Origin of the sequence: Bradyrhizobium liaoningense (genome assembly GCF_018130955.1) — a bacterium.
Classification (GTDB): Bacteria; Pseudomonadota; Alphaproteobacteria; order Rhizobiales; family Xanthobacteraceae; genus Bradyrhizobium; species Bradyrhizobium liaoningense_C.
Genome location: NZ_JAFCJM010000030.1, coordinates 1 through 21,513 on the forward strand (window position 1 = coordinate 1; position 21,513 = coordinate 21,513).

Genomic DNA, 21,513 nt, shown 5'->3' on the forward strand with positions numbered 1-21,513 from the left:
GCCCATGCCGGGCAGGCGGCCGAGAGATCGCGAGCCCAAATTTTCAGATCTCTGCCCCGGCTGAGAGCGTCGATCCTACCGACTTCTGCAACAAAATCGGCCCTTCGGCGACCTCGGGAGATGGCCCGCTTTTTCCGCCGCTGTTGGGGTACAGCGGACATCGGGCGGCCAGCTGATCAATGAGTACACGCCCTAAACCGACTGCCCGGCCTTCAGCAGCGAGCAGCCCGTGATCTTGTAGCTGCCGTCGCCCTGAAGCTCGAGCGTGTAGAGCGCGACCCATGCCTCGCCCTTGTCGTCGACGATGTTGACGCGCTGCGCGATCCAGGTGCCGTCCACCTTGGTCTCGCCGAACTCAAAACTCCGGTGACGGTAGACCGGCGCGTAGGAGTTTTGCACCATGAACATGAAGATCTCGGCCGCCGGGAAGATCTCTTTGATCGCCGGTGCTGCGTGGGAATAGGCGGCCGCGGCATCGTCGCGCCCGAACGCCTGCTCCTGCGCCCGGATCACGCCCTGCGCAGCCGCGATGTCGTCAGCCGCGAGCGCAGATGCGCCGCCGAGCAGCACGAAGATCAGGACAAGGAGCGCGCGCATGGGCAAGGCCTCGGCTCAGGTCATCCCGGCCCGGCAAGGTTATCGCCACACGGACGCTCAGGCAAACCGCCTAATGCGAAAGGAGATCAAGGAACGGTGTATCGACCGTGCTGACATAGAAGATCACGACCTTGGTTTCCCCGTCGGTCCGATTGTAACCGGTCATCGCCACATCAGGCGGTTCCACCAGCGCCTCGCCGGCCTTCACCGTGAGTGGCGGCTTGCCTGCGAGCTCGAGGGTGAAGGCGCCTTCGAGCACGTAGACGGTCACCGGGAAGCGGTGGGTGTGATAGACCGTCTTGTCGCCCGGCTTGAACGACGCGGTCATGACCCGCATCGACTGCCTCTCGTCCTTCGGCAGACCCTCAACCACTTGCTGGAGCACCAGATTCGGCCTGGCGATGCCGTGCGCCGCATGGTCTTGCGCAGTTGCCGCGGCGGACCATCCCAGGACGATTGCGGCGCTGAGGGCGAGGTGAGGGCGCATCTGACGTCTCCATTGCAAGTCGCTGGGACATCAGCCTAGGAGCCGTCATTTGCGCTTGGGAGCCGCAACATTGCGGGCGGCGGCCGCAGAAGTGCATAATCCCCAAATGTTCGACTGGAACGACCTCAAATATTTTCTGGCGGTCGCGCGGCACGGCAGCACCATTGCCGCCGGCAAGGCGCTCGGCCTCAGCCAGTCAACCGTTCATCGCAGGCTCGAGGAGCTGGAGCGACATCTCGGCCGCGCGCTGGTGACGCGCCAGCCGAGTGGCTATCGCCTCACCGAATTCGGCCACATCATGCTGCCCTATGCCGAGCGGATCGAAGCCAGCATTGACGACTTCCAGCGGCGGACGACCGACGTCGCGCAGGACATGAAAGGCGTGATCCGCGTCACCTGCCCGGAGCCGATCGTCGCCCGGCTGATTCAATCCGGGCTGATCGACAGTTTTCATGCCATGCATCCCTCGCTGCGCGTCGAGTTCGTGATGAGCGACCGCTACCTCGACCTGTCGAAGGGCGAGGTCGACGTCGCCTTCCGCTCCGGCGACACCGACGATGAACTGGTCGGGCGCAAGATCGCCGAGTCGATCTGGGCGGTTTACGCCAGCCGTGACTATCTCGAACGGCATGGCAGGCCGGAGCGCGTCGAGGATCTCGTGGGGCATCTGCTGGTCGGGCTCGACGAGTCGCTTGCCAATCACCGCACGGTCAAATGGCTGAAGGAGGTCGCGCCGGGCGCAAAAATGGCGGCGCGCATCAACAGCGTGCTTGGCCTGGTTTCCGCGATCAAGTCCGGCGTCGGCATCGGCCCGCTTCCGATCGCGCTCGGCGATGCGGAGGCCGATCTCGTGCGCGTGCTCGGCCCGATCCCGGAACTGACGCGGAGCTGGCGCATCCTGACGCATCCCGATCTCCGGCGCGTGCCGCGGATCGCTGCGTTCTTCGACTACATCGTGCTTCAGCGCGAGGCCTTGAGGCCGATTTTGACGGGCTGAGGATTAGCGCTTCCGCTTCGCGGCCGGTTTCGCCGGCTTGGCAGCGGTGCGCGCTGACTGCGGCTTCGCTGCGGGCTGCACGCGCAGGCCATCGACGAACACGTCGAGCATCCGCAGCACCGACGATTGCCAGCCGGGCTGGTCGTGCATGTAGCACATGCCGATCAGCGCGCGCAGCAGATCCTCCGGGCCGATGTCGGCGCGCATCTGGCCGGCGGCGACCGCGCGGTCGAGCAGCGAGCCGATGGCTTTGGTCAGGCGATCGAACGAGAAGGCGGCGAGTTCGGACGAGCTCTGGAACGTCAGGGCAAGTGCTGCCGACATACCCTTCTTGGTGGCAACGAACTCGACATTGGACCGCAGCCAGCGTCGCAGCGCATCGACGGGGTCCTTGGCATTCTTCAATTGCTCGGCAAGCTCGCTGAGCTGCTCGACCTCGCGCCGGTACACCGCCTCGAACAGGTCCTCGCGCGTCGGAAAGTGCCGGTAGAGCGTGCCGATGCCGACACCGGCGCGTTTCGCGACGGCTTCCAGGCTCGCGTCCGGCCCGCCCGCGTTGAACACGGCCTTCGCCGCTTCGAGCACGCGCTCGCGATTGCGCACGGCATCGGCACGGGGCTTTCGGGTCGGGTCGGTGTGATCGTCCATGGGCGCCAATGTAGATCACGAATTGGTTAGATTGAACCCTTGCAGGGCTGCATCGCGTTGTCTGCGCACGGGCTTTTGACGGATTCCAAATATTTTTCGGTGCCCCTTGTTAAACGGAGGGTGCCTCCGTATCTTCCCGGGCAACGTCGGCCCGGAAAATGTCCGGGCGGCGCGGATCGACGGGCGTCTCGCAACGGCGCGCCGCACGATGATTCATGTCCATATCTGATCGGAGCCTTGTATGACTAACTCCATCAGCCTCACCGTGAACGGTGCGCGGCGCGAATTCGTCCTGGACGATCCGCGCGTCACGCTGCTCGATCTCCTGCGTGAGCGCCTCCAACTCACCGGAACCAAGAAGGGATGCGACCGCGGCCAGTGCGGCGCTTGCACCGTTCTCGTCGACGGCAAGCGGATCAACTCCTGCCTTGCGCTCGCGATCAGTCATGACGGCGCCGACATCCTCACCATCGAAGGCATCGCGCGCGGCGACCAGCTTCACCCGGTGCAGGCCGCCTTCATCACACATGACGGTTTTCAGTGCGGCTTCTGCACGCCCGGCCAGATCATGAGCGCGATCGGCATGATCAGGGAAGCCCAGGCGGGCGATGATCCCGAGCGCATCCGCGAATGCATGAGCGGCAATCTCTGCCGTTGCGGCGCCTATGCCGGCATCGTCGATGCCGTGCTCGAGGTGCAGGCGGGCCAGGACGAAGCCAAGCAGAGGCTGTCAGCATGAAACAGTTCGATTACGTCAGGCCCGCGACGATCGCCGAGGCCGTTGCCGCAGCCGCGCAGCCGGGTTCGGCCTATCTCGCCGCAGGCACCAACCTGCTCGACCTCATGAAGGGCGGGATCAGTCGCCCGGATCGCCTGGTTGACGTCACGCGTCTGCCCGGGCTCGACCGCGTCGAATATCCCGCCGATGGCGGCGTGCGCATCGGCGCCCTCGTGCGCAATGCCGATCTCGCCCATGACGCCGATTTCGCGCGTGCCTATCCGGCCGTGGCCGAAGCGCTGCTATCGGGCGCATCAGCGCAATTGCGCAATGCTGCGACGGTCGGTGGCAATCTCCTGCAGCGAACGCGCTGCGCCTATTTCTACGACACCGCCAGCCGCTGCAACAAGCGCGAGGCCGGCAGCGGCTGCGATGCCCGCGGCGGCGAGAACCGGCTGCATGCCGTGCTCGGGAGGAGCGAAGGCTGTATCGCCACGCATCCGTCCGACTTCTGCGTGCCGCTCGTTGCGCTCGATGCGATCGTCGAGATCGAGGGCAAAGGCGGCCGGCGTGAATTGCCGCTCGAAGAGCTGCACCGCCTGCCGGGCGACGCACCGGAGCGCGACAGCGCGCTCTCGCCCGGCGATCTCATCGTTGCCCTGCGCCTGCCGGCCGCGGCGCGTGGATTCGCCGCGCATGCGCGCTATCTGAAGGTCCGCGAGCGCACGTCCTATGCTTTTGCCGTCGTGTCGGCGGCAGCCGCGCTCAGGCTCGAGAACGGCAAGATCGCCGAGGCCCGGCTTGCGCTGGGTGGCGTCGCGGCCAAACCGTGGCGCGTTCGCGCGGCCGAGCAGGTGTTGACGGGCGCTGCGCCGACCGCCGCGGGCTTCCTCGAATCCGCTCAGCTCGCGCTGTCTGGCGCAAAGCCGTCCGGTGAAAATGCCTTCAAGATCGAACTGGCCCGCCGCATCGTCGTGCGCGGGCTGACATCAGCCGCGGCCGGAACACCAGAGCGCATTCCTGCGCTGCCGGCCTCTCCCTTCGCATCGGTTTCCGGAGCCCTGCATGTCTGAGCTCAATCTCACCACCGCGCCCGCCCATGTCAGGCATGGTTCGAACATCGGCCAGCCGTTGACCCGTCGCGACGGCGTCTTGAAGGTCAAGGGGCAGGCGACCTATGCCGCGGACAATCATCCGTCCGGCATGCTGTTCGCGGTGATCGCAGCCTCCAGCATCGCGCGGGGCCGCGTGACGTCGCTGGATGTCGCTGCGGCGAAGCGCCATCCCGGCGTTGTCGAGGTGATGACGTCGAGCAACAAACCGCCACTCGCGATCGACCCGGAGATCAAGACCAACCCGTTCGTGTTCCGGATGGAGTGCTTGCAAAACGACGAGGTGCGCTACGCCAACCAGCCGATCGCCGTCGTGATCGCGCAATCGCTGGAGGCCGCGACCGAAGGCGCCGCGCTGCTCGCGCCGCGCTATGAGACGCTGCCGGCGCGCGTCGGTCTCGATGCCGGCGAAGCTTATGTGCCGCCCGTGGTCGGCGTCGGCAGCCCGACCGTCAACGAGCATGGCGACGTCGAGGCGGGCCTCGCATCGGCTTCGCAGCAGATCGATGCGACCTACGAGACGCCGCCGCAATATCACAACGCGATGGAGCCGCACGCGATCGTTGTGGCCTGGGACGGGGACCGGTTGTCGATCGACATGCCGACCCAGGGCCTCATCCTGTCGCGCGCCCGCATCGCCGAATTGTTCGGGCTTCCGCATGAGAACATCCATATTCGCAGCCCGTTCCTCGGCGGCGGATTCGGCTCCAAGGGACTGATGGGCGGGCCGCCGGTGCTCGGCATCATGGCGGCAAAGCTGGTCGGCAAGCCGGTCAAGCTCGTGCTCCGCCGCGAGCAGATGTATGGCCCGGTCGGCCATCGCGCGCCGACGCGCCAGCGCCTGCGCCTCGGTGCCGACGGCGAAGGACATCTGACCGCGATCGACCATCACGCGCGGACCGTTTCGAGCAGCTACGATGACTTTTACGAGCCGGCCGCCGGCGCTTCCCACACGCTCTATGCCAGCCCGGCAATCCGGACCACGCATGATGCGGTGCGCGTCGATACCGGCACGCCGCTGTTCATGCGTGCACCGGGCGAGGCGACCGGATCGATTGCGCTGGAAAGCGCGATTGACGAGATGGCCTTTGCCTGCGGGATGGATCCGCTCGCCTTTCGCCTGAAGAACTATGCCGAGGTCGAGCCGATCACCGGCAAGCCGTTCTCCTCCAAGGCGCTGCGCGCCTGCTACGAGCAGGGCGCCGCACGCTTCGGCTGGTCGAAGCGAAAGCTCGCACCCCGCGACATGCGTGACGAGGCGGGTCTGCTGGTCGGTTGGGGCGTCGGCACCGCGACCTTCCCGGCGATGATGTTCCAGGCCGAAGCGCGCGCGGCGATCCGCAGCGACGGCTCCGGCGTGATGGAGATCGGCGCGCATGACATGGGGCAGGGTGCCTGGACGGCGTTTGCGCAGATCGCGGCCGACGGTCTCGGGCTCGACGTCGACCGCGTCGAGTTCAGGTCCGGCCATTCCGGCCTGCCCGATGCCGGCATCGCCGGCGGCTCGGCGCACACCGCGACTGCGGGCGCGGCGATCCACAATGCAGGCGCTGCCGTCATCGCAAAGCTCGCCGATCTCGCGACCCGTGACCAGCGCTCGCCGCTATTCGGCGCCGGCAACACCGGCGTCGTCGCGCGTGACGGAAAACTGTTCCGGCGCGACGACGAGAGCCGCGGCGAAAGCTATGCCGACATCCTCGCGCGCGCTGGTCTCGCCGAGGTCGAGGCGCGTGGCATGGGCACGCCCAACCCCACGGCGCAGGCGGATTACGCGATGCATGCGCATGGCGCGGTGTTTGCCGAAGTGAAGGTCGATCCCGAGCTCGGTCAGGTCCGTGTCACGCGCATGGTCGGCGCCTTCGCAGCCGGGCGCATCGTCAATCCGCATCTGGTGAAGAGCCAGCTCTTTGGCGGCATGATCTGGGGCGCGTCCTTTGCGCTGCACGAGGAAGCGATCACGGACCGGCGCACCGGCCGGATCATGAACGCGAATCTCGGCGAGTACCATATCCCCGTGAACGCCGACGTGCCCTCGCTCGACGTGCTGACGGTCGAGGAGCACGATCCGCATGTGAACGCGCTCGGCATCAAGGGCGTCGGCGAGATCGGCATCACCGGCAGCGCCGGCGCGGTCGCCAACGCCGTGTGGCACGCGACCGGCGTGCGCGTCCGCCGCTTCCCGATCCGGATCGAGGAGCTGTTGATGGAGCTCTGATGCTAGAGCATGATCCGGAAAAGTGCGCAGCGGTTTTCCCTCGCGACAAACGCGGAACGTGTTTGCGCGGAGATCATGCTCAAACAAAGACCTAAAGCGCGATGACGATTCGACCTAACGCCTTCGCGCTTTAGCCGCGGCGGGAGCCTCGTCCCGCCGCCGCTGTCTCAGCGGATCGAGTGGCCGAAATCGTTGATGTCGGGCGAGGGGCGCGCCGGAAACAGGCGCGCGGTCGAGGAGGCCGAGATCATGCGTCGGCATTTCTGCTCGTCGCCGCCATAGTCGTCGCCCTTGCGCTCGCGCTTCGCGGCGAAGACATCGTCGAGCCGGTTGACGATCAGCATGGCGTGGTCGCGCTCGAGCGTGTCCGGGTTCTTCTCGCGCTTCTCGTCCGAGTCGAACACGCCGCCGACGATCTTTCCGCGCATCTCGTACTCGCAGCCGGCCTTCCAGTCGCCCTGGTCCCATTTCCAGCCCTCGGCCTTCAGGCTGCCGTCCTTGTCCACCGTGATCCTGATGATGGCATTGTAGGCGAGCCAGACGCCGGCGAGTCCGGTGCGCTTGTCGTCAAAACCTTCCAGCAGCGCGATCCGCTCGCGCTGGAGCGCATTGACGCGGTCGCGCGCATCGACGGTGGAATGCATCTGCGAAGTTCGCTTCTCCCAGGCGGGATGCAGGAATTCGGGAAACTCTTCCGTCTGCGAGCGCACCCAATGGCGCTGGTCGTCCATCAATGCGCGCCGCGTCGTCTCGTCGAGCCTCGGCAGCAGCGCCTTCCAGGCGCGGTTCAGTCGCTGGTCGTTTTCGGCGAGGTCGGGATCCGAGCAGATCTCTTCGTCGGTTGCGGTCTCCGGCCGGGTGCAGTCGAAGGTCGGCGTCACGAAGCCGGTCTCGGCCTTGTCGGTCGCGTCCGACCTGCCGCTCGCAAAATATGTTCCGGTGATTTGCCAAATGGAGTCGCAATCGTCCCGGCCGTTGCTCCAGGTGTCGTCGCCCGCGATCATGACGACGCGCAGCGTGTCGCCCTGGCGACGGAGCTTGATCGACGGCGGCTTGACCGGCTTGGCGTCCTTGTCGCCCGCGGACACCTTCGCCTGATCGGCGTCGCCAGTCGTCTTGACGGGCTCGGGCGGGATAATGGCGCTGAGCCACCCGCCCGTGGTTGGTGCCACCGTGACGTTCAGCTTGCATTGGCGATGCTTGTCGCTGCCGTAGTCGACGCTCATGTCCACGGCGACGCCATAGGCGCCGTTTCCGCCCGGCGTCATCGTCACGCTGCCGAATGCGTTGGCCCATTTGCCGCCAAGTCCCGCACGTCCAAAGCCGAGCGCGAGCGCGGCGGCGCGCTTGCGAAGCGTCTCGATGAACTTCTCGCGGAGTTCGGCGAAGTCCGTTTCCTGCACGGTGTCGGCTGCCTCGAGAATCATGTCGTTGAACCAGGCCTGGTCGCGCTTGAACAGGGGCCGCACGTTCACTGGCGTTTTGGCCAGCGCAGCGACGAACGACTTGTCGATCGCGGCGACGAGCTTGTCATAGCCGGCTTCCTTGCAGGCCGCCGTCTTGATGCGCGTCCGCTCGGCATCGGACTCGCCGCACAGCGTGATCTCCGTTGGCGCCTTGCTGCTGGCCCGGACGAAATCGTCCATCGCGTGGCAGGTCGCCGGCGCGAGCAGAGCCGCCGCACCAAGCAGCGCGAAACGAAATGAAACTGACATGGGCCGGCTCGCGGTCGAAGGGCGGATTTGCCGTTCCCATTGGTCGCCCATCTCGTATTCCGGGTTCAGGCCCATCGGCCTAGAATGTCGGCGGCGTGCAGGCGGAGATCACCTCGCAGGCCTTGCCGCCGACGCAGCGGAAGCGGTGCGGGCGGCGGCTCTCGAAATAATAGGCGTCGCCCGGGTTGAGAATGCGCCGCTCGTCCTCGACGGTGACCTCGAGCTTGCCCGAGATCACTACGCCGCCTTCCTCGCCGTCATGCACCAGGTGCACCCGGCCGGTATCGCTGCCGGGCTCGTAGCGCTCTTTCAAAATCTGCAACGCGCGGCCGAACAGATTGTCCCCGACCTGGCGGTAGGAGATCGGTTTCTTGCCGACTTCCGTGAGCTCCTCGGCGCGGTAGAAGATCTTGCGCCGGCTCTCCGGCTCCAGCGCAAAAAACTCGGCGAGCCCCATCGGGATGCCGTCGAGGATGCGCTTGAGCGCGCCGACCGACGGGTTCATCTGGTTGGACTCGATCAGCGAGATCGTCGAATTGGTGACGCCGGAGCGCTTGGCGAGTTCCCGCTGCGACAGCTTCTGGCGCGCCCGGATGAATCGCAGCCGTCCACCGATGTCGACGCTCATGGTCCAATCCCTGTTGCAGGTGTTGCGGATCGCGCAAATATGGACCGGCGCCCCCAATCGAATCAATGGGTTGTGGCCGCACAGAAAAGGACTTGTTGCGCTTTTGAAGCCGTGGCTCTGCTAATGGGTCAGCACAGGAGCGCGGCCGTGACCCTTCACCAGATCCCGAACACCATCAAGACCGATTCGTACTGGATGCCGTTCACGGCCAACCGCCAGTTCAAGAAGGCGCCGCGGCTGTTCTCCTCCGCCGAGGGCATGCACTACACGACGGTCGATGGCCGCCAGGTGATCGACGGCTCCGCCGGTCTCTGGTGCGTCAATGCCGGCCACGGTCGCAAGCAGATTGCGGCGGCGGTCGAGAAGCAGCTCATGACGTTGGATTTTGCGCCCTCGTTCCAGATGGGCCATCCGCTGGCCTTCGATTTTGCCGAGCGGCTCGCCGAGATCGCGCCGAAGGGGCTCGACCGCATCTTCTTCACCAATTCCGGCTCCGAGTCGGTCGACACCGCGCTGAAGATCGCGCTGGCCTATCAGCGTTCGATCGGGCAGGCGTCCCGCACCCGCCTGATCGGCCGCGAGCGCGGCTATCACGGCGTCGGGTTCGGCGGCATGTCGGTCGGCGGCATGGTCGCCAACCGCCGTGCCTTCGCGACCCATCTCCCTGGCGTCGATCACATCCGCCATACCCACGATCTCACCCGCAACGCCTTTGCCAAGGACCAGCCGGCGCATGGCGCCGAGCTTGCTGACGATCTCGAGCGTCTTGTCGCGCTGCACGGCGCCGAGACGATCGCCGCCGTCATCGTCGAGCCGGTGCCGGGCTCGACCGCGGTGTTGCCGCCGCCGCAGGGCTACCTCAAGCGCCTGCGCGAGATCTGCGACAAGCACGGCATCCTCCTGATCTTCGACGAGGTCATCACCGGTTTCGGCCGCCTCGGTACGCCGTTCGCCGCGAACTATTTTGGCGTCACGCCCGATCTGATGACCACGGCCAAGGGCATCACCAACGGCACCGTGCCCTGCGGCGCAGTGTTCGCCGCGCGCAAGATTTACGACGGCCTGATGACCGGCCCGGAAGCGCAGATCGAGCTGTTCCACGGCTACACCTACTCGGCGCACCCCGTTGCCTGCGCCGCCGGTCTTGCGACGCTCGACATCTACAAGGACGAGGCCCTGCTGACGCGCGGTGCCTCGATCGCCCAATATTGGCAGGATGCGCTGCATTCGCTGAAGGGTCTGCCGAACGTCATCGATATCAGAAATTGCGGCCTGATGGGCGCCGTCGAGCTGTCGCCGCGTGATGGCGTGGCCGGTGCGCGCGGCTATGACGTGATGGTCGACTGCTTCAACACCGGCCTTTACCTGCGCATGAGCGGCGATTCCTTCGCGATGTCGCCGCCCCTGATCGTCGAGAAGAGCCACATCGACCAGATGGTCTCGATCCTCGGCGACGCCATCAAGCGCGTGGCCTGATAATTGCTCCGCGCTCTCGCGGAGTTCTGATATCTTGAGGCGGCGCAGCGACGCCGCGGGAGCGTAACAAATCGTGAAAGTCGTCATCCTCGGCAGCGGTGTCATCGGTGTCACCTCTGCCTACTACCTCGCGCGCGCCGGCCATGAGGTGACCGTCGTCGACCGTCAGCCGCAGCCGGCGCTCGAGACCTCCTTTGCCAATGCCGGCGAAGTGTCGCCCGGCTATTCATCGCCCTGGGCCGGCCCCGGCGTGCCGGTCAAGGCGGTCAAATGGCTGCTGATGAAGCACGGTCCGCTGGTGATCCGGCCCAAGGTCGATCCCGTGATGTGGCTGTGGCTGCTGAAGATGCTGCGCAACTGCACGTCCGCGCGCTACGCAGTCAACAAGAGCCGGATGATCCCGATCGCGGAATACAGCCGCGACTGCCTGCGAAGCTTACGCAGTGAGATCGGCATTCAGTATGACGAGCGATCCAAGGGCACGCTCCAGCTCTTCCGCTACCAGGCGCAGCTCGACGGCACGGCTGAAGATATCGCCGTACTCAAGCAGTATGGCGTACCCTACGAAGTACTGAACCGCGAAGGCTGCATCGCGGCCGAGCCTGCGCTTGCCGGTGTGAAGGAGAAGTTCGCCGGCGGTCTGCGATTGCCGCAGGACGAGACCGGCGACTGCCACATGTTCACACAGGCGCTCGCCGTGCAGGCCGAAAAACTCGGCGTGCGCTTCATGTTCGACACCGCCATCAACGGCCTGATCGCGGACGCATCAAGGATCACCGGCGTTTCGACTGGCGCCGGTACGTTGCAGGCCGATGCCTATGTCGTTGCGCTCGGGAGCTGGTCGTCGCGGCTCGTCGCCCCGCTCGGCATCTCGCTGCCGGTCTATCCGGTCAAAGGCTATTCGATCACGGTCCCGATCAAGGACGCCAGCGGCGCGCCGGAATCGACCGTGATGGATGAGAGTTACAAGGTCGCGATCACGCGGCTCGGGGATCGCATCCGGGTCGGCGGTACCGCTGAAATCTCGGGCTATTCGAGCAAGCTCTATCCTGCGCGCCGCGACACGCTCGATCATTCGCTGACCGATCTCTTCCCGCGCGGCGGTGATCTCTCGAAGGCCACCTTCTGGAGTGGCCTACGCCCGATGACGCCGGACGGCCCGCCCGTGATCGGTGCCACGCGCTACGGCAATCTCCATCTCAACACCGGCCACGGCACGCTCGGCTGGACCATGGCCTGCGGCTCGGGGCGCGTGCTCGCGGACATGCTGTCGGGCAAGAAGCCCGAGATCGACACCAGCGAGCTGACGGTCGAGCGGTACGCGCATCGGTTTGGGTAGTTTGCTCCGTCATCCCGGGGCGCCTCGAAGAGGCGAACCCGGAATCTCGAGATTCCGGGTTCGATGCTTCGCATCGCCCCGGAATGACACTGAGACTAACTGGCCCCCGTCACGCAATTCACCCACAGCACGACGGCCTTCGCGTCGTCGGCCGGATTTGAGAACCGGTGCGGCCTTCGGCTCGCGAAGCGAAAGCTGTCGCCTTCCCTGAGCGACCAGGTCTCCGTATCCACCGTGAGCATCATCTCGCCTTCGAGCACGAGACCTGCCTCTTCGCCGTCATGGGTGTAGAGCTCGTCGCCAGTGGAGCCGCCGGGCTCGAGATGCACGAGGAACAGATTGAGCTTGTTCTCCGCGCCCGCCGGGCTCAGCAGTTGTTTTGAGATCCCCGTGCGCCAGAGTTTCAACTCGGGTCGCTGCAGGCCCCGCGTCACGACGTGATCGGAGGCGCCATCCGCGCTGGGGCTCGCGCCGAACAGCGCGGCGATGCCGACGCCGAGCACGTCGGCGAGTGTCGCGAGCACGCGCAGCGACGGCGACGACAGGCCGCGCTCGATCTGGCTGAGGAAACCGATCGACAGTGACGTGCGCGCCGCGATCGTCTCCAGCGAGAGTTGCCGGGTCCGCCTGAGATCGCGGATGCGGCGGCCCACCGCGACGTCCATCGCAGGCTCGGCGGGCTTCGCAGCCAATTTGGCGGATGCCTTGCCGGGTGTTTTGGCCTTCTTCACCGGCTTGGAGGCGGCCGGTCTGCGCATTCTCTTGCCACCGCTCACGTCAAACCGCTTCCTTCATGTGCATGAAAACCGCTTGCCAAGCCTGCGAAAGTGTGACCACAATTTCATATTGGTGAAAATAGGCCGAAACGGCTTGGCCCGCAACGTCTGTCGCAAACTGCGTGCGCCCCGTCATCGGCCGAACCCAAAAAGGGGGATGCGATGCCGTTGAAGCGTATTGTCCATGTCGCGGTCGCGGCGCTCGCCATTGCCGCCAGCCTGCCGGTGTCCGCGCAGCAGGTCCTCAAGGTCGGCTCGACGCCAACGGGCATTCCCTTCACCTTTCTCGACACCAAGACCAACACCATTCAGGGCGTGATGGTCGATCTCATCAGCGAGGTCGGCAAGGATGCGGGCCTGGCCGTGCAGATCGAGCCGATGCAATTCTCAGCGCTGATCCCCTCGCTGACCTCGAACAAGATCGACATCATCGCGGCCGCGATGTTCATCACCGCGCCGCGCAAGGAGGTGATCGACTTCTCCGATCCGATCTACACCTACGGCGAAGGCCTCATCGTGCCGAAGGGCGACGCCAAGGCCTACGCCTCGCAAGAGGATCTCAAGGGCGAAACCGTCGGCGCCCAGGTCGGCACGGCCTTCGTCGACGCCTTGAAGAAGACCGGCCTGTTCTCCGAGGTCAAGGCGTACGACACCATTCCGGACATCCTGCGTGACGTAAACACCGGCCGCCTCAAGGCCGGCTTCGCCGACTATCCGATCCTTGCCTACAATCTGAAGCAGGGCGGCTTCCCCGAGGTGCGCCTGGTCGCCAGCTACAAGCCCGTGACCGTCGGCTCGGTCGGCATCGGCGTGCGCAAAACCGACCAGGAACTGCTCGCCAAGATCAACGGCTCGCTCGCCAGGCTGAAGGCGAACGGTACCGTCGACAAGATCTTGGAGAAATGGGGCCTGAAGGGCTGATCGATGCAGAGCTTCTGGCGCGACACCGTCGAGTTCTTCCCGATCCTGCTGAACGGCGTCGCGCTCACGATCATCGTCACCATCGGATCGCTGCTGCTCTCGACCGTGCTGGGCCTGCTATGGGCGCTGATGCGGGTGTCCGGCATCGGCGTTCTCTCAGGCGTCAGCGCCAGCCTGATCAACGTGATCCGCGGCATCCCGATTATCGTGCTCTTGTTCTATCTCTACTTCGTGATGCCCGATCTCGGCGTCACGCTCTCCGCCTTGCAGGCCGCCATCCTCGGGCTCGGCATTGCGTACTCGGCCTATCAGGCGGAAAATTTTCGCGCCGGCATCGAGGCGATCGACAGGGGGCAGATCGAGGCTGCGCAGTCGATTGGCATGGGCTGGTGGCTCACCATGCGCCGCGTGGTGCTGCCGCAGGCCGTGCGCATCGCGCTGCCGCCCTACGGCAACGTCATGATCATGATGCTGAAGGACTCGTCGCAAGCGTCCACCATCACGGTCGCCGAGCTCGCACTTCAGGGCAAGCTGATCGCCTCCTCGACCTTCAAGAACACCAGCGTCTTCACGCTGGTGGCGCTGATGTATCTCACCATGAGCATTCCGCTGATCCTGCTGGTCCGTCACTTCGAGAAGCGGGCGGGCAAGCGATGATCGAACTGTCAGACGTCCACAAGAGCTTTGGCAAGGTCGAGGTGCTCAAGGGCATCACGGCGTCTGTCGAGAAGGGCGAGGTGGTCTGCATCGTCGGTCCCTCCGGCTCCGGCAAGTCGACGATTTTGCGCTGTATCAACGGGCTCGAAAGCTATGACCGCGGCGAGATCAGCGTCGAAGGCCTTCGGGTCAACCGCGACGCGCCGTCGATCGTGGCTATCCGCACGCAAGTGTCGATGGTGTTTCAGCGCTTCAACCTGTTCCCGCATCGGACCGCACTCGAGAACGTGGTCGAGGGGCCGCTCTACGTGAAGCAGGAGCCGCGCGCGCAAGCGCTGGAGCGTGGCCGTGCGCTGCTCGCGCAGGTGGGCCTGGCTGAGAAGGCCGACGCCCATCCGCCGCAGCTGTCCGGCGGCCAGCAGCAGCGCGTGGCGATCGCGCGGGCGCTCGCGATGCAGCCGAAGGCGATCCTGTTCGACGAGCCGACCTCGGCGCTCGATCCCGAACTGGTCGGCGACGTCCTCAGTGTGATGCGCAAGCTCGCCGACGACGGCATGACCATGGTCGTCGTCACTCACGAGATGGGCTTTGCCCGCGACGTCGCCGATCGCGTGCTGTTCATCGACGGCGGCGTCATTGTCGAGCAGGGGCCGGCGAAGACCGTGCTCAACCAACCCCAGCATCCGCGCACGCAGGACTTTTTGCGCCGCGTGCTGCATCCGCTCTGATGGTTCTGCCATGACCGCGCCCGCCCGCCTTCCGCTGCCGCCTTCGCTCTATGCCGACACGGCCGTAGCTCCCGTGCCGACGCCGCCGCTCGATACGGACAAGAACGTCTCCGTCGCGATCATCGGCGGCGGCTACACCGGGCTGTCCACCGCGCTGCATCTGGCGGAGCAGGGTGTCGAAGCCCTCGTGCTGGAGGCACAGGAGCCGGGCTGGGGCGCCTCCGGTAACAATGGCGGCCACACCAATCCCGGGTTGAAGCACGACCCCGATCAGATCGAGGCCGATTTCGGCACTGATCTCGGCCGCCGCATGATCGAATTCTCCTACGGCACGACCAACTTCACCCACGATCTGATCCGCCGCTACCAGATCCCCTGCGAGGCGCGGCAGAACGGCACCTTGCGCGCCGCCTACAACGAGGCAAGCGTCGCGGGAATCGAGAAGACGGCGGAGCAGTGCATCCGTCGCGGCATGCCGGTGACGCTGCTGAAGGGCGACCAGCTGCGCGAGATGACCGGCACCGACCGCTATCTCTGCGCCATGCACGATGTGCGCGGCGGCGACCTGCATCCCCTCAGCTACGCGCGCGGTCTCGCGCGTGCCGCGATATCGGCGGGCGCGACAGTGCGTGGCGAGACACCGGCGCTGTCCTTGCGCCGCGAGGGCACGCGCTGGCGCATCGAGACGCCGCGCGCGGTCGTGCGCGCGGAAAAGGTGCTGCTCGCGACCAACGGCTTTACCGACGATCTCTGGCCCGCGCTTCGCCGCACCATTGTGCCGGTGTTTTCGTCGATTGCCGCCACCGCGCCGCTGTCGGACGAGGTTGTCCGCGCGATCATGCCGACGCGCTCGGTGCTCTACGAGAGCGGGCACATCACGGTCTACTATCGTATCGACCAGCAGAACCGCCTGTTGATGGGTGGCCGCGGCCCGATGCGCTGGATCAGCTCGCCGTCCGATGTGGCCTATCTCGTGCGCTATGCCGAGCGGCTGTGGCCGCAGCTTAGGGGCGTCAGCTGGACCCACGGCTGGAACAGCCGGCTCGCGATCACCAAGGACCATTATCCGCATGTGCACGAGCCCGCGGAAAACATCCTGATCTCGCTCGGCTGCAACGGCCGCGGCGTCGCGCTCTCGACCGCGATGGGTGCCCAGCTCGCACGTCGCCTGATCGGCGGCGCCAAGGCCGAGCTCGACATGCCCATCACCGGCATCAAGCCGATCCCGATGCATGCCTTCTGGCCGGTCGGTGTAACCACGGCCGTGATCGCCGGCCGCGTGAGGGACCGGCTGGGGATCTGAGCTTCGCCGTGCCGACCAGCCCCTGCCCGGCACGGCGACTGCCCTCGCGCGTGTCTGCTCAGGCGGCGCGAGGAAGGTGCATCTTGGCGATGGCCTGCTCCTGGACGGTGACGTGCACGCTGTCGATCGCCTTGGCGAATTTGGCGGCGATCTTCCTGGCGGCGACTTCCTTGGGGTGGAGCTCGTCGTACCATTCCGTCTTCTTAACCGTGCCGCGCAGGTCGAGGTGGATGAAGACGCCGCTGTACTTGGCCGCGAGTGCCTTGAGCCGCGAATTGTAGGCGTCGATCATGATGCGGATGATCGCCTGGCAGAGACTCGCGTTGAACGCGGGATCGAGGCCCTGAAACGCCATCGGCGAGCCCAGCCACGGCCCTTGCGGACGCGGGATGACGTAGTCGTAGCCGTGCATGATGATCTTCTTGTTGGCGTGCCGGGCCGCCATCGGCTTGATCAGGCCGTTCTCGAGGTTGCCGATGATGTCGGTCAAATTGTCGTAGAACTCGGGCTTCACGTAGTACGGAGCGTCGGACGGCTTGGTCATGTCGGGGTCGAACAGATTGAGGAAGCTCGCCAGGGCGCCATTGCCGAGCACGTCGTTTCCGCCGGCCGAGAACAGCAGCAAGTCGGCGCCGCTGTCGATGTAGGGCCAGAACTGGCCTGCGAGCAGGATTTCGTCGAGCGTGTCGCCCCAATGAGCGAGATTGGTGGTAGGATAGCCGGCCTGCTGGAGAAAGTCGATGCAGGTCTTGGGAAACGGAAAGATCTGCGGCAGGCGGAACCAGGAATCACCTTCGGCCACGATCTGGTGACCGGCCACCGCCGCCTTCGGCTTCGCAACCTTCTTGCCCACCGGGGCCTTGGGCACGTGCCGAACGAGCAGGTTGGCGTCGTGCGCCAGGGATTCGGCATTCGTTACGTCGACATAGTCGGTATTGATGTAGGTGTTGAAATCGAACGGCCGGTGGGCGTTCGGTTCGACCATGAAATAGGTTCGCGCCTCCTGCGGCGAGAGCTTGCCTGTCTGGATGCGGTCAACCAGTTGCGACAGAGAAATCCGCTTTGCCATTTGCGTCTCCGAAATCATTGTTTTTGAAAAAGAGGTGGGAAGCACTGTTGAGAATCGGCCCCGGGGGATGTGACAAAGCGTCCTCTGCGCCATGCTCGTCCCTGTTCCCCCATCGCGCCCGACGCCGCGAGGTTGCGGCCAAGATCGAGCGCGCATGGATGACGCAACGTCACCGTGAAATCAGCGTGAATTGGGGTTCCGCGAACGCCGCCCGGCAGCCGGAAGGGCGGATGATCGGAAACGCCGGTCGCCGTCAGTTGGGGACGAGCGCGCTCGCTGCGGCCATCCGAACATCCGCTTGGCCGCGAACATCGGCGCCGCGATCACGGGCCGCGTGCGGACCGGCTGGGGATCTAAAAAAGAAAGCGCTGCCCGCTTGCGGACAGCGCTCTCACAGCAATCGTCAGAGAATTCAGCAGCGGCCCTGCTTCCACAGGCCGGGCGGACAGCCCATGCCGCGCCAGCCGACCTTGCGCCCATGGGACCATCCCGGCGGAGTGCCGTGGTGATGATGGCCCATCGCGTGGCCATGACCGCGACCGTGTCCGTGGCCATGTCCGCCCTTGGCGAATGCAGGGTTGGCCACCGTGAGGCCGGCCGCGACAATCAGCGACGCAGCGAGCGCAAGTTTCTTCATCAAGTCCTCCGTTTGGGCGAGCGCACTTGTCCGTTCAAATGAACCGACGTGGTGCGGCTTAGTTCCCTGCAAATGTGGAGGAGTCATGACGCTCGACGCTCAGCCTTCGACGATTGCATCGCTCCAAGGTTGAAAGATTTCGACAGCGCCGCTGTTGGTGTCGCCTTCGCGCATCACCACGCTCGGGCAGGCGAACTTCATCGGCAGGGTCTGCACCTGCGCCTCCTCATAGTCGAAGCGCGCGGCGAGGACTTTGCGTGCCTCCGCCGGCAGGCGCGCGTCCCCGATCACGACCGCGCCCTCGCTGGCGTCGATGCGCGGCTGGTGAATCGCCGCATCGAGGTCCATGCCAAAATCCATCGCGAAGGAGACGAGCTGCATCACCGCCGGCAGAATGCGCCGGCCACCGGAGGCGCCGACCGCGAGCCGTTTGCCGTCCTTGGTCTCGGCGACGACGGGCGTGTAGTTGGTGAGGCAGCGCTTGCCCGGTGCGAGCGAGTTGGTCGTGCCCGGCGCCGGGTCGAACCACATGATGCCGTTGTTCATGGGGATGCCGGAATGCGGCGTCACATATTTCGAGCCGAAGGTCGAGAGCAGGGTCTGCGTCACCGCGGCCATGTTGCCGTGGCGGTCGACGACGGAGAAATGCGTGGTGCAGCTCGGGGCCAGATGCTCGGCGCCGAGCGAGCGCTTGCCGTCGGCGTCGCCCATGTCGTTGAGCCGTTCGCGATAGGCCGATTGCAGCGCGCTCGCATATTCCACATAAGCGGCTGCATCGGGCGCGCTGCCGGGCTTCAGCCTGTCCTGCAACAGGCGCAGCGCATGCGCCATGGTCGGACCGGCCGTGAGCTCAGGCGTCGCAAAGACCTTGCCGCCGCGATAGGGGATCGCGAGCGGCTCGCGCAGATGCGCGCGAAAGGCGGCCAGATCCTCGACCGACAGCGAACCACCATCCGCCTTGATGTCGGATGCGATGCTGCGGGCGAGGTCGCCCTGGTAGAAGTCGCGCGGGCCGGCGGCGGCGAGATGCGCCAGCGTCGCCTGCAATCTCGGCTGCGGCAGCCGCGTCTCGGCCTTGATACCCCAGGGCGCATTCGGCGGCAGGCCGTCTCTCAAAAACGTCTCGGCGCTTGCGGGATATCGCCTCAGGTCGACGGCGGTGCTCGCGATCATCAATGTCGTCCACCAGTCCACCAGCAGGCCTTCGCCGGCGATCTTCGCGGCCGGCGCCACCAGATCCTTCCACGGCAGTTTTGCGTGGCGGCGATGCGCTTCTTCCATGCCGGCGACGACGCCGGGCACCGCGATCGAGCCGGGACCATGCAAATTGCGATCGTCCTTCACCCGCGCCCAGGGGAAGAGATCGGAGGCGGCACCTTGGCCAGTCACCGGATAGTCCTCGATGCGCAGACTTTGCGGCGCGCGCATGCCGTAGTCGATCACCTCGTAACGGTTGTCGCTGGCGCGATAGAGCACCATCGCGCCACCGCCACCCATGCCGCTCATCCACGGCTCCAGCACGTTGAGCGCAAAGGTCGTCGCGATGACGGCATCGATGCAATCGCCGCCTGCCGCCAGCACCTCCGCACCGACCTCGGCCGCCCTGCGCGATTGCGCGGCGACGATGCCACCTTTGGCTCGGCGGGCGGGTTTGCGGATACTTTGGGCGAGGCTGAATTGGTGGGGCATGTGGTCTTCGAGCCGTTCTTATTGCGCTGGATGGAATTGCATCGCGTTGGCGAAGCTCGTCGAGCATGGCACATTGCTCCCAACCAGAACATCCTGACGGGAAGCGAACATGGCTGGTGTGAAACAGGCGCGGGATGGGGCGGTCGGCATCCTGACGCTGAACGAGCCGGACAGCCTCAACGCGATGACGCCGGATCTGCTCGGCGCGCTCGCAAAGGCGATCGCCGAGATGACGGCGGACGAGGGGATTCGTGCACTGGTGCTGACAGGCGAGGGGCGCGGCTTCTGCTCCGGCCAGAATCTGAAAGCATCCGAGGCGCTCGGCGAAGACATCGCGGCGGGCGTGATGCGATTCTATTGGCCGACCTTTAAGGCGCTGCGCGAATGCCGCGTGCCTGTCGTGGTCGCCGTCAACGGCGTTGCGGCCGGCGGCGGCTTCAGCCTCGCCATGGCCGGCGACATGATCGTCGCGGCGCGCTCGGCAAGCTTCATCCAGGTGTTCAGCCGCATTGGCCTGGTGCCCGATCTCGGCTCGACCTGGCTGTTGCCGCGGCTGATCGGGCGGCAGCGGGCGCTCGAGCTGATGCTGTTCAACGAGCCGCTTTCGGCCGAGCGCGCCCACGCGATCGGCCTGGTGCGGCAGGTCGTCGACGATGCGAACCTGATGGAAGAAGCGCTCAAGCTCGCGCAGCGCCTGGCACTGGGACCGACCCGGGCCCTGGTCGCGACCCGTGAGCTGATCGAGGAGAGCGAGCACGCGGGCTACGAGCAGCAATTCCGCCGCGAGATCGAGACGCAGGCCGTCGTCCGGAAAAGTGCCGACGCAATCGAAGGCCGCAACGCCTTCGTCGAGAAGCGCAAGGCGCAGTTTTCGGGGCGTTAGCCTCCGATCCTGGCGAACACTTCCTCGACCGGCACCGGAGCCTGCACGTTGAAGACCTCGTGCAACACCTGGCGCAGTTCGTCGGCACTGTTGATCGCGCGCTCACTTCGCAACTCACCTCCGCTGCCCTCGACAATCAGGCGGCGGTTGACCAGCTTGTAGCGGGCATCGGCCGTGACGCGTTCCAGGATCAGCGTGCTGGTAAAGGGTGTGACCGAGCTCGTCGCCGTAAAGTAGCTGCTGAGCTCGTAGTCGGACTGGATCTGCGGGACGAGGTCGAAGACATACATCGTGCGCCAGCCGGAAGGCTGTTTGACATAGAGCCAGAACCGGCCATCCCTGTCCTCGAAGCGGAACGTGCCCATCGCGGTCCGCTGCTCCACATCGGTTGCGAGTCGGAGCGGCGCATCGAGCAGGCAGGCGCCGAAACCGACATCGGCGATATAGGGACCTTCGGGAAGGTCGACCTTGAGCAGCATGTGGGTCTTTGGCCCCAGCGGGCTTTCGGGCGGCGCCATCCAGCGCACGCGTCCCGCAAGCCCGGTGACGGCAAAACCGATCTTCTCGAGCGCAGCCCTGAACAGCGCGTTCTGCTCGAAGCAATAGCCGCCGCGCCTGCTGTCGACGAGCTTGGCCTGCACCGACGGCAGGTCGAGCAGCACCGGCCGTCCCAGCAGCGGATTCATGCCTTCGAACGGAATCGCATTGGTATGCGCCGCATGGAGCGCCGTGAGAGTCAGCAGATCCGGCGTCAGCACACCGCGATAGCCGATCCGGGTCAGATAATCGTCCAGCCGGAATTCATTCGACATGGCCTCTTCCCCCTGCTGCCAGCCGGCCGGCAAGGTGATGAAGGCCGCCCGTTCCAGAAGGGAGATAGCCTTTCGAGGACGCCGCGAGAAGCGGAAGTTGATTTGG

21 protein-coding genes are annotated in these 21,513 nt (G+C 65.5%); 11 read left to right on the forward strand and 10 right to left on the reverse strand.

Annotation, left to right across the window (positions count from 1 at the left end; translation table 11 throughout):
- Positions 1 to 192: 192 nt before the first annotated feature.
- Positions 193 to 603: a DUF4864 domain-containing protein gene (locus JQ632_RS23135; RefSeq protein ID WP_409363511.1), complete on the reverse strand. Its 411-nt coding sequence runs from the start codon at positions 601 to 603 to the stop codon at positions 193 to 195.
- Between the two features lie 64 nt (positions 604 to 667).
- A complete protein-coding gene (locus tag JQ632_RS23140) occupies positions 668 to 1,084 on the reverse strand; it encodes a cupin domain-containing protein (RefSeq protein ID WP_212404893.1) in 417 nt (138 codons plus the stop codon).
- 91 nt (positions 1,085 to 1,175) lie between these two features.
- Between JQ632_RS23140 and JQ632_RS23145 the strand changes: the two genes are divergently transcribed.
- The gene (locus tag JQ632_RS23145; RefSeq protein ID WP_212404894.1) at positions 1,176 to 2,081 is read left to right on the forward strand and encodes a LysR family transcriptional regulator; all 906 of its coding nucleotides are present in this window, start codon (positions 1,176 to 1,178) and stop codon (positions 2,079 to 2,081) included.
- Between the two features lie 3 nt (positions 2,082 to 2,084).
- On the opposite strand, the gene JQ632_RS23150 is transcribed toward JQ632_RS23145, so the two are convergent.
- Positions 2,085 to 2,729 carry a TetR/AcrR family transcriptional regulator gene (locus JQ632_RS23150; protein ID WP_212404895.1) on the reverse strand — a complete coding sequence of 215 codons (645 nt, stop codon included), beginning with the start codon at positions 2,727 to 2,729 and terminating at the stop codon, positions 2,085 to 2,087.
- A 241-nt stretch (positions 2,730 to 2,970) separates the two neighbouring features.
- Between JQ632_RS23150 and JQ632_RS23155 the strand changes: the two genes are divergently transcribed.
- From JQ632_RS23155 to JQ632_RS23165, 3 genes are read left to right on the forward strand one after another with little or no spacing between them, the layout of a single operon-like run.
- Positions 2,971 to 3,468 (forward strand): (2Fe-2S)-binding protein, encoded by a 498-nt coding sequence (locus JQ632_RS23155; protein ID WP_212404896.1) that lies wholly within the window; start codon positions 2,971 to 2,973, stop codon positions 3,466 to 3,468.
- Positions 3,465 to 4,520 carry a xanthine dehydrogenase family protein subunit M gene (locus JQ632_RS23160; protein ID WP_212404897.1) on the forward strand — a complete coding sequence of 352 codons (1,056 nt, stop codon included), beginning with the start codon at positions 3,465 to 3,467 and terminating at the stop codon, positions 4,518 to 4,520. Before JQ632_RS23155 ends, JQ632_RS23160 begins: the two co-directional genes overlap by 4 nt.
- Entirely contained in the window at positions 4,513 to 6,774 is a 2,262-nt protein-coding gene (locus tag JQ632_RS23165; RefSeq protein WP_212404898.1) for a xanthine dehydrogenase family protein molybdopterin-binding subunit, read from the forward strand. The genes JQ632_RS23160 and JQ632_RS23165 overlap by 8 nt, the downstream gene beginning before the upstream one ends.
- Positions 6,775 to 6,941: 167 nt before the next feature.
- On the opposite strand, the gene JQ632_RS23170 is transcribed toward JQ632_RS23165, so the two are convergent.
- Complete coding sequence (locus JQ632_RS23170) at positions 6,942 to 8,489, reverse strand: lysozyme inhibitor LprI family protein (RefSeq protein WP_212404899.1); 1,548 nt, start codon at positions 8,487 to 8,489, stop codon at positions 6,942 to 6,944.
- A 79-nt stretch (positions 8,490 to 8,568) separates the two neighbouring features.
- Positions 8,569 to 9,117, reverse strand: coding sequence for a cupin domain-containing protein (locus tag JQ632_RS23175; RefSeq protein ID WP_140981540.1), 549 nt, complete (start codon positions 9,115 to 9,117; stop codon positions 8,569 to 8,571).
- A 123-nt stretch (positions 9,118 to 9,240) separates the two neighbouring features.
- Between JQ632_RS23175 and JQ632_RS23180 the strand changes: the two genes are divergently transcribed.
- Positions 9,241 to 10,593 (forward strand): aspartate aminotransferase family protein, encoded by a 1,353-nt coding sequence (locus tag JQ632_RS23180; protein ID WP_212404900.1) that lies wholly within the window; start codon positions 9,241 to 9,243, stop codon positions 10,591 to 10,593.
- 73 nt (positions 10,594 to 10,666) lie between these two features.
- Positions 10,667 to 11,932 carry a D-amino acid dehydrogenase gene (locus JQ632_RS23185; RefSeq protein WP_212404901.1) on the forward strand — a complete coding sequence of 422 codons (1,266 nt, stop codon included), beginning with the start codon at positions 10,667 to 10,669 and terminating at the stop codon, positions 11,930 to 11,932.
- Between the two features lie 95 nt (positions 11,933 to 12,027).
- On the opposite strand, the gene JQ632_RS23190 is transcribed toward JQ632_RS23185, so the two are convergent.
- Complete coding sequence (locus JQ632_RS23190) at positions 12,028 to 12,690, reverse strand: helix-turn-helix domain-containing protein (RefSeq protein ID WP_212404902.1); 663 nt, start codon at positions 12,688 to 12,690, stop codon at positions 12,028 to 12,030.
- Between the two features lie 180 nt (positions 12,691 to 12,870).
- Between JQ632_RS23190 and JQ632_RS23195 the strand changes: the two genes are divergently transcribed.
- From JQ632_RS23195 to JQ632_RS23210, 4 genes are read left to right on the forward strand one after another with little or no spacing between them, the layout of a single operon-like run.
- On the forward strand, positions 12,871 to 13,629 hold the full coding sequence (locus JQ632_RS23195) for an ABC transporter substrate-binding protein (protein ID WP_212404903.1): 759 nt from the start codon (positions 12,871 to 12,873) through the stop codon (positions 13,627 to 13,629).
- Between the two features lie 3 nt (positions 13,630 to 13,632).
- Positions 13,633 to 14,286, forward strand: a complete 654-nt coding sequence (locus JQ632_RS23200) for an amino acid ABC transporter permease (RefSeq protein WP_212404904.1) — start codon at positions 13,633 to 13,635, stop codon at positions 14,284 to 14,286.
- Complete coding sequence (locus JQ632_RS23205; protein ID WP_212404905.1) at positions 14,283 to 15,014, forward strand: amino acid ABC transporter ATP-binding protein; 732 nt, start codon at positions 14,283 to 14,285, stop codon at positions 15,012 to 15,014. Before JQ632_RS23200 ends, JQ632_RS23205 begins: the two co-directional genes overlap by 4 nt.
- Positions 15,015 to 15,024: 10 nt before the next feature.
- Entirely contained in the window at positions 15,025 to 16,317 is a 1,293-nt protein-coding gene (locus JQ632_RS23210; RefSeq protein ID WP_212404906.1) for an FAD-binding oxidoreductase, read from the forward strand.
- A gap of 58 nt (positions 16,318 to 16,375) precedes the next feature.
- Here the strand turns inward: JQ632_RS23210 and JQ632_RS23215 are convergent, their stop codons facing one another.
- From JQ632_RS23215 to JQ632_RS23225, 3 genes are all read right to left on the reverse strand, one after another.
- The gene (locus JQ632_RS23215) at positions 16,376 to 17,386 is read right to left on the reverse strand and encodes an SGNH/GDSL hydrolase family protein (RefSeq protein ID WP_212404907.1); all 1,011 of its coding nucleotides are present in this window, start codon (positions 17,384 to 17,386) and stop codon (positions 16,376 to 16,378) included.
- Positions 17,387 to 17,798: 412 nt separating this feature from the next.
- Complete coding sequence (locus tag JQ632_RS23220) at positions 17,799 to 18,023, reverse strand: hypothetical protein (protein WP_212404908.1); 225 nt, start codon at positions 18,021 to 18,023, stop codon at positions 17,799 to 17,801.
- A gap of 99 nt (positions 18,024 to 18,122) precedes the next feature.
- Positions 18,123 to 19,712 (reverse strand): gamma-glutamyltransferase, encoded by a 1,590-nt coding sequence (locus tag JQ632_RS23225; protein WP_212404909.1) that lies wholly within the window; start codon positions 19,710 to 19,712, stop codon positions 18,123 to 18,125.
- Positions 19,713 to 19,821: 109 nt separating this feature from the next.
- Here JQ632_RS23225 and JQ632_RS23230 point away from each other — a divergent pair, with 109 nt between their 5' ends.
- Complete coding sequence (locus tag JQ632_RS23230; protein WP_212404910.1) at positions 19,822 to 20,595, forward strand: enoyl-CoA hydratase-related protein; 774 nt, start codon at positions 19,822 to 19,824, stop codon at positions 20,593 to 20,595.
- Here JQ632_RS23230 and JQ632_RS23235 read toward each other — a convergent pair.
- Entirely contained in the window at positions 20,592 to 21,407 is an 816-nt protein-coding gene (locus tag JQ632_RS23235) for an arylamine N-acetyltransferase (RefSeq protein ID WP_212404911.1), read from the reverse strand. The two genes, JQ632_RS23230 and JQ632_RS23235, sit on opposite strands and share 4 nt — an antisense overlap.
- Between the last annotated feature and the right edge of the window lie 106 nt (positions 21,408 to 21,513).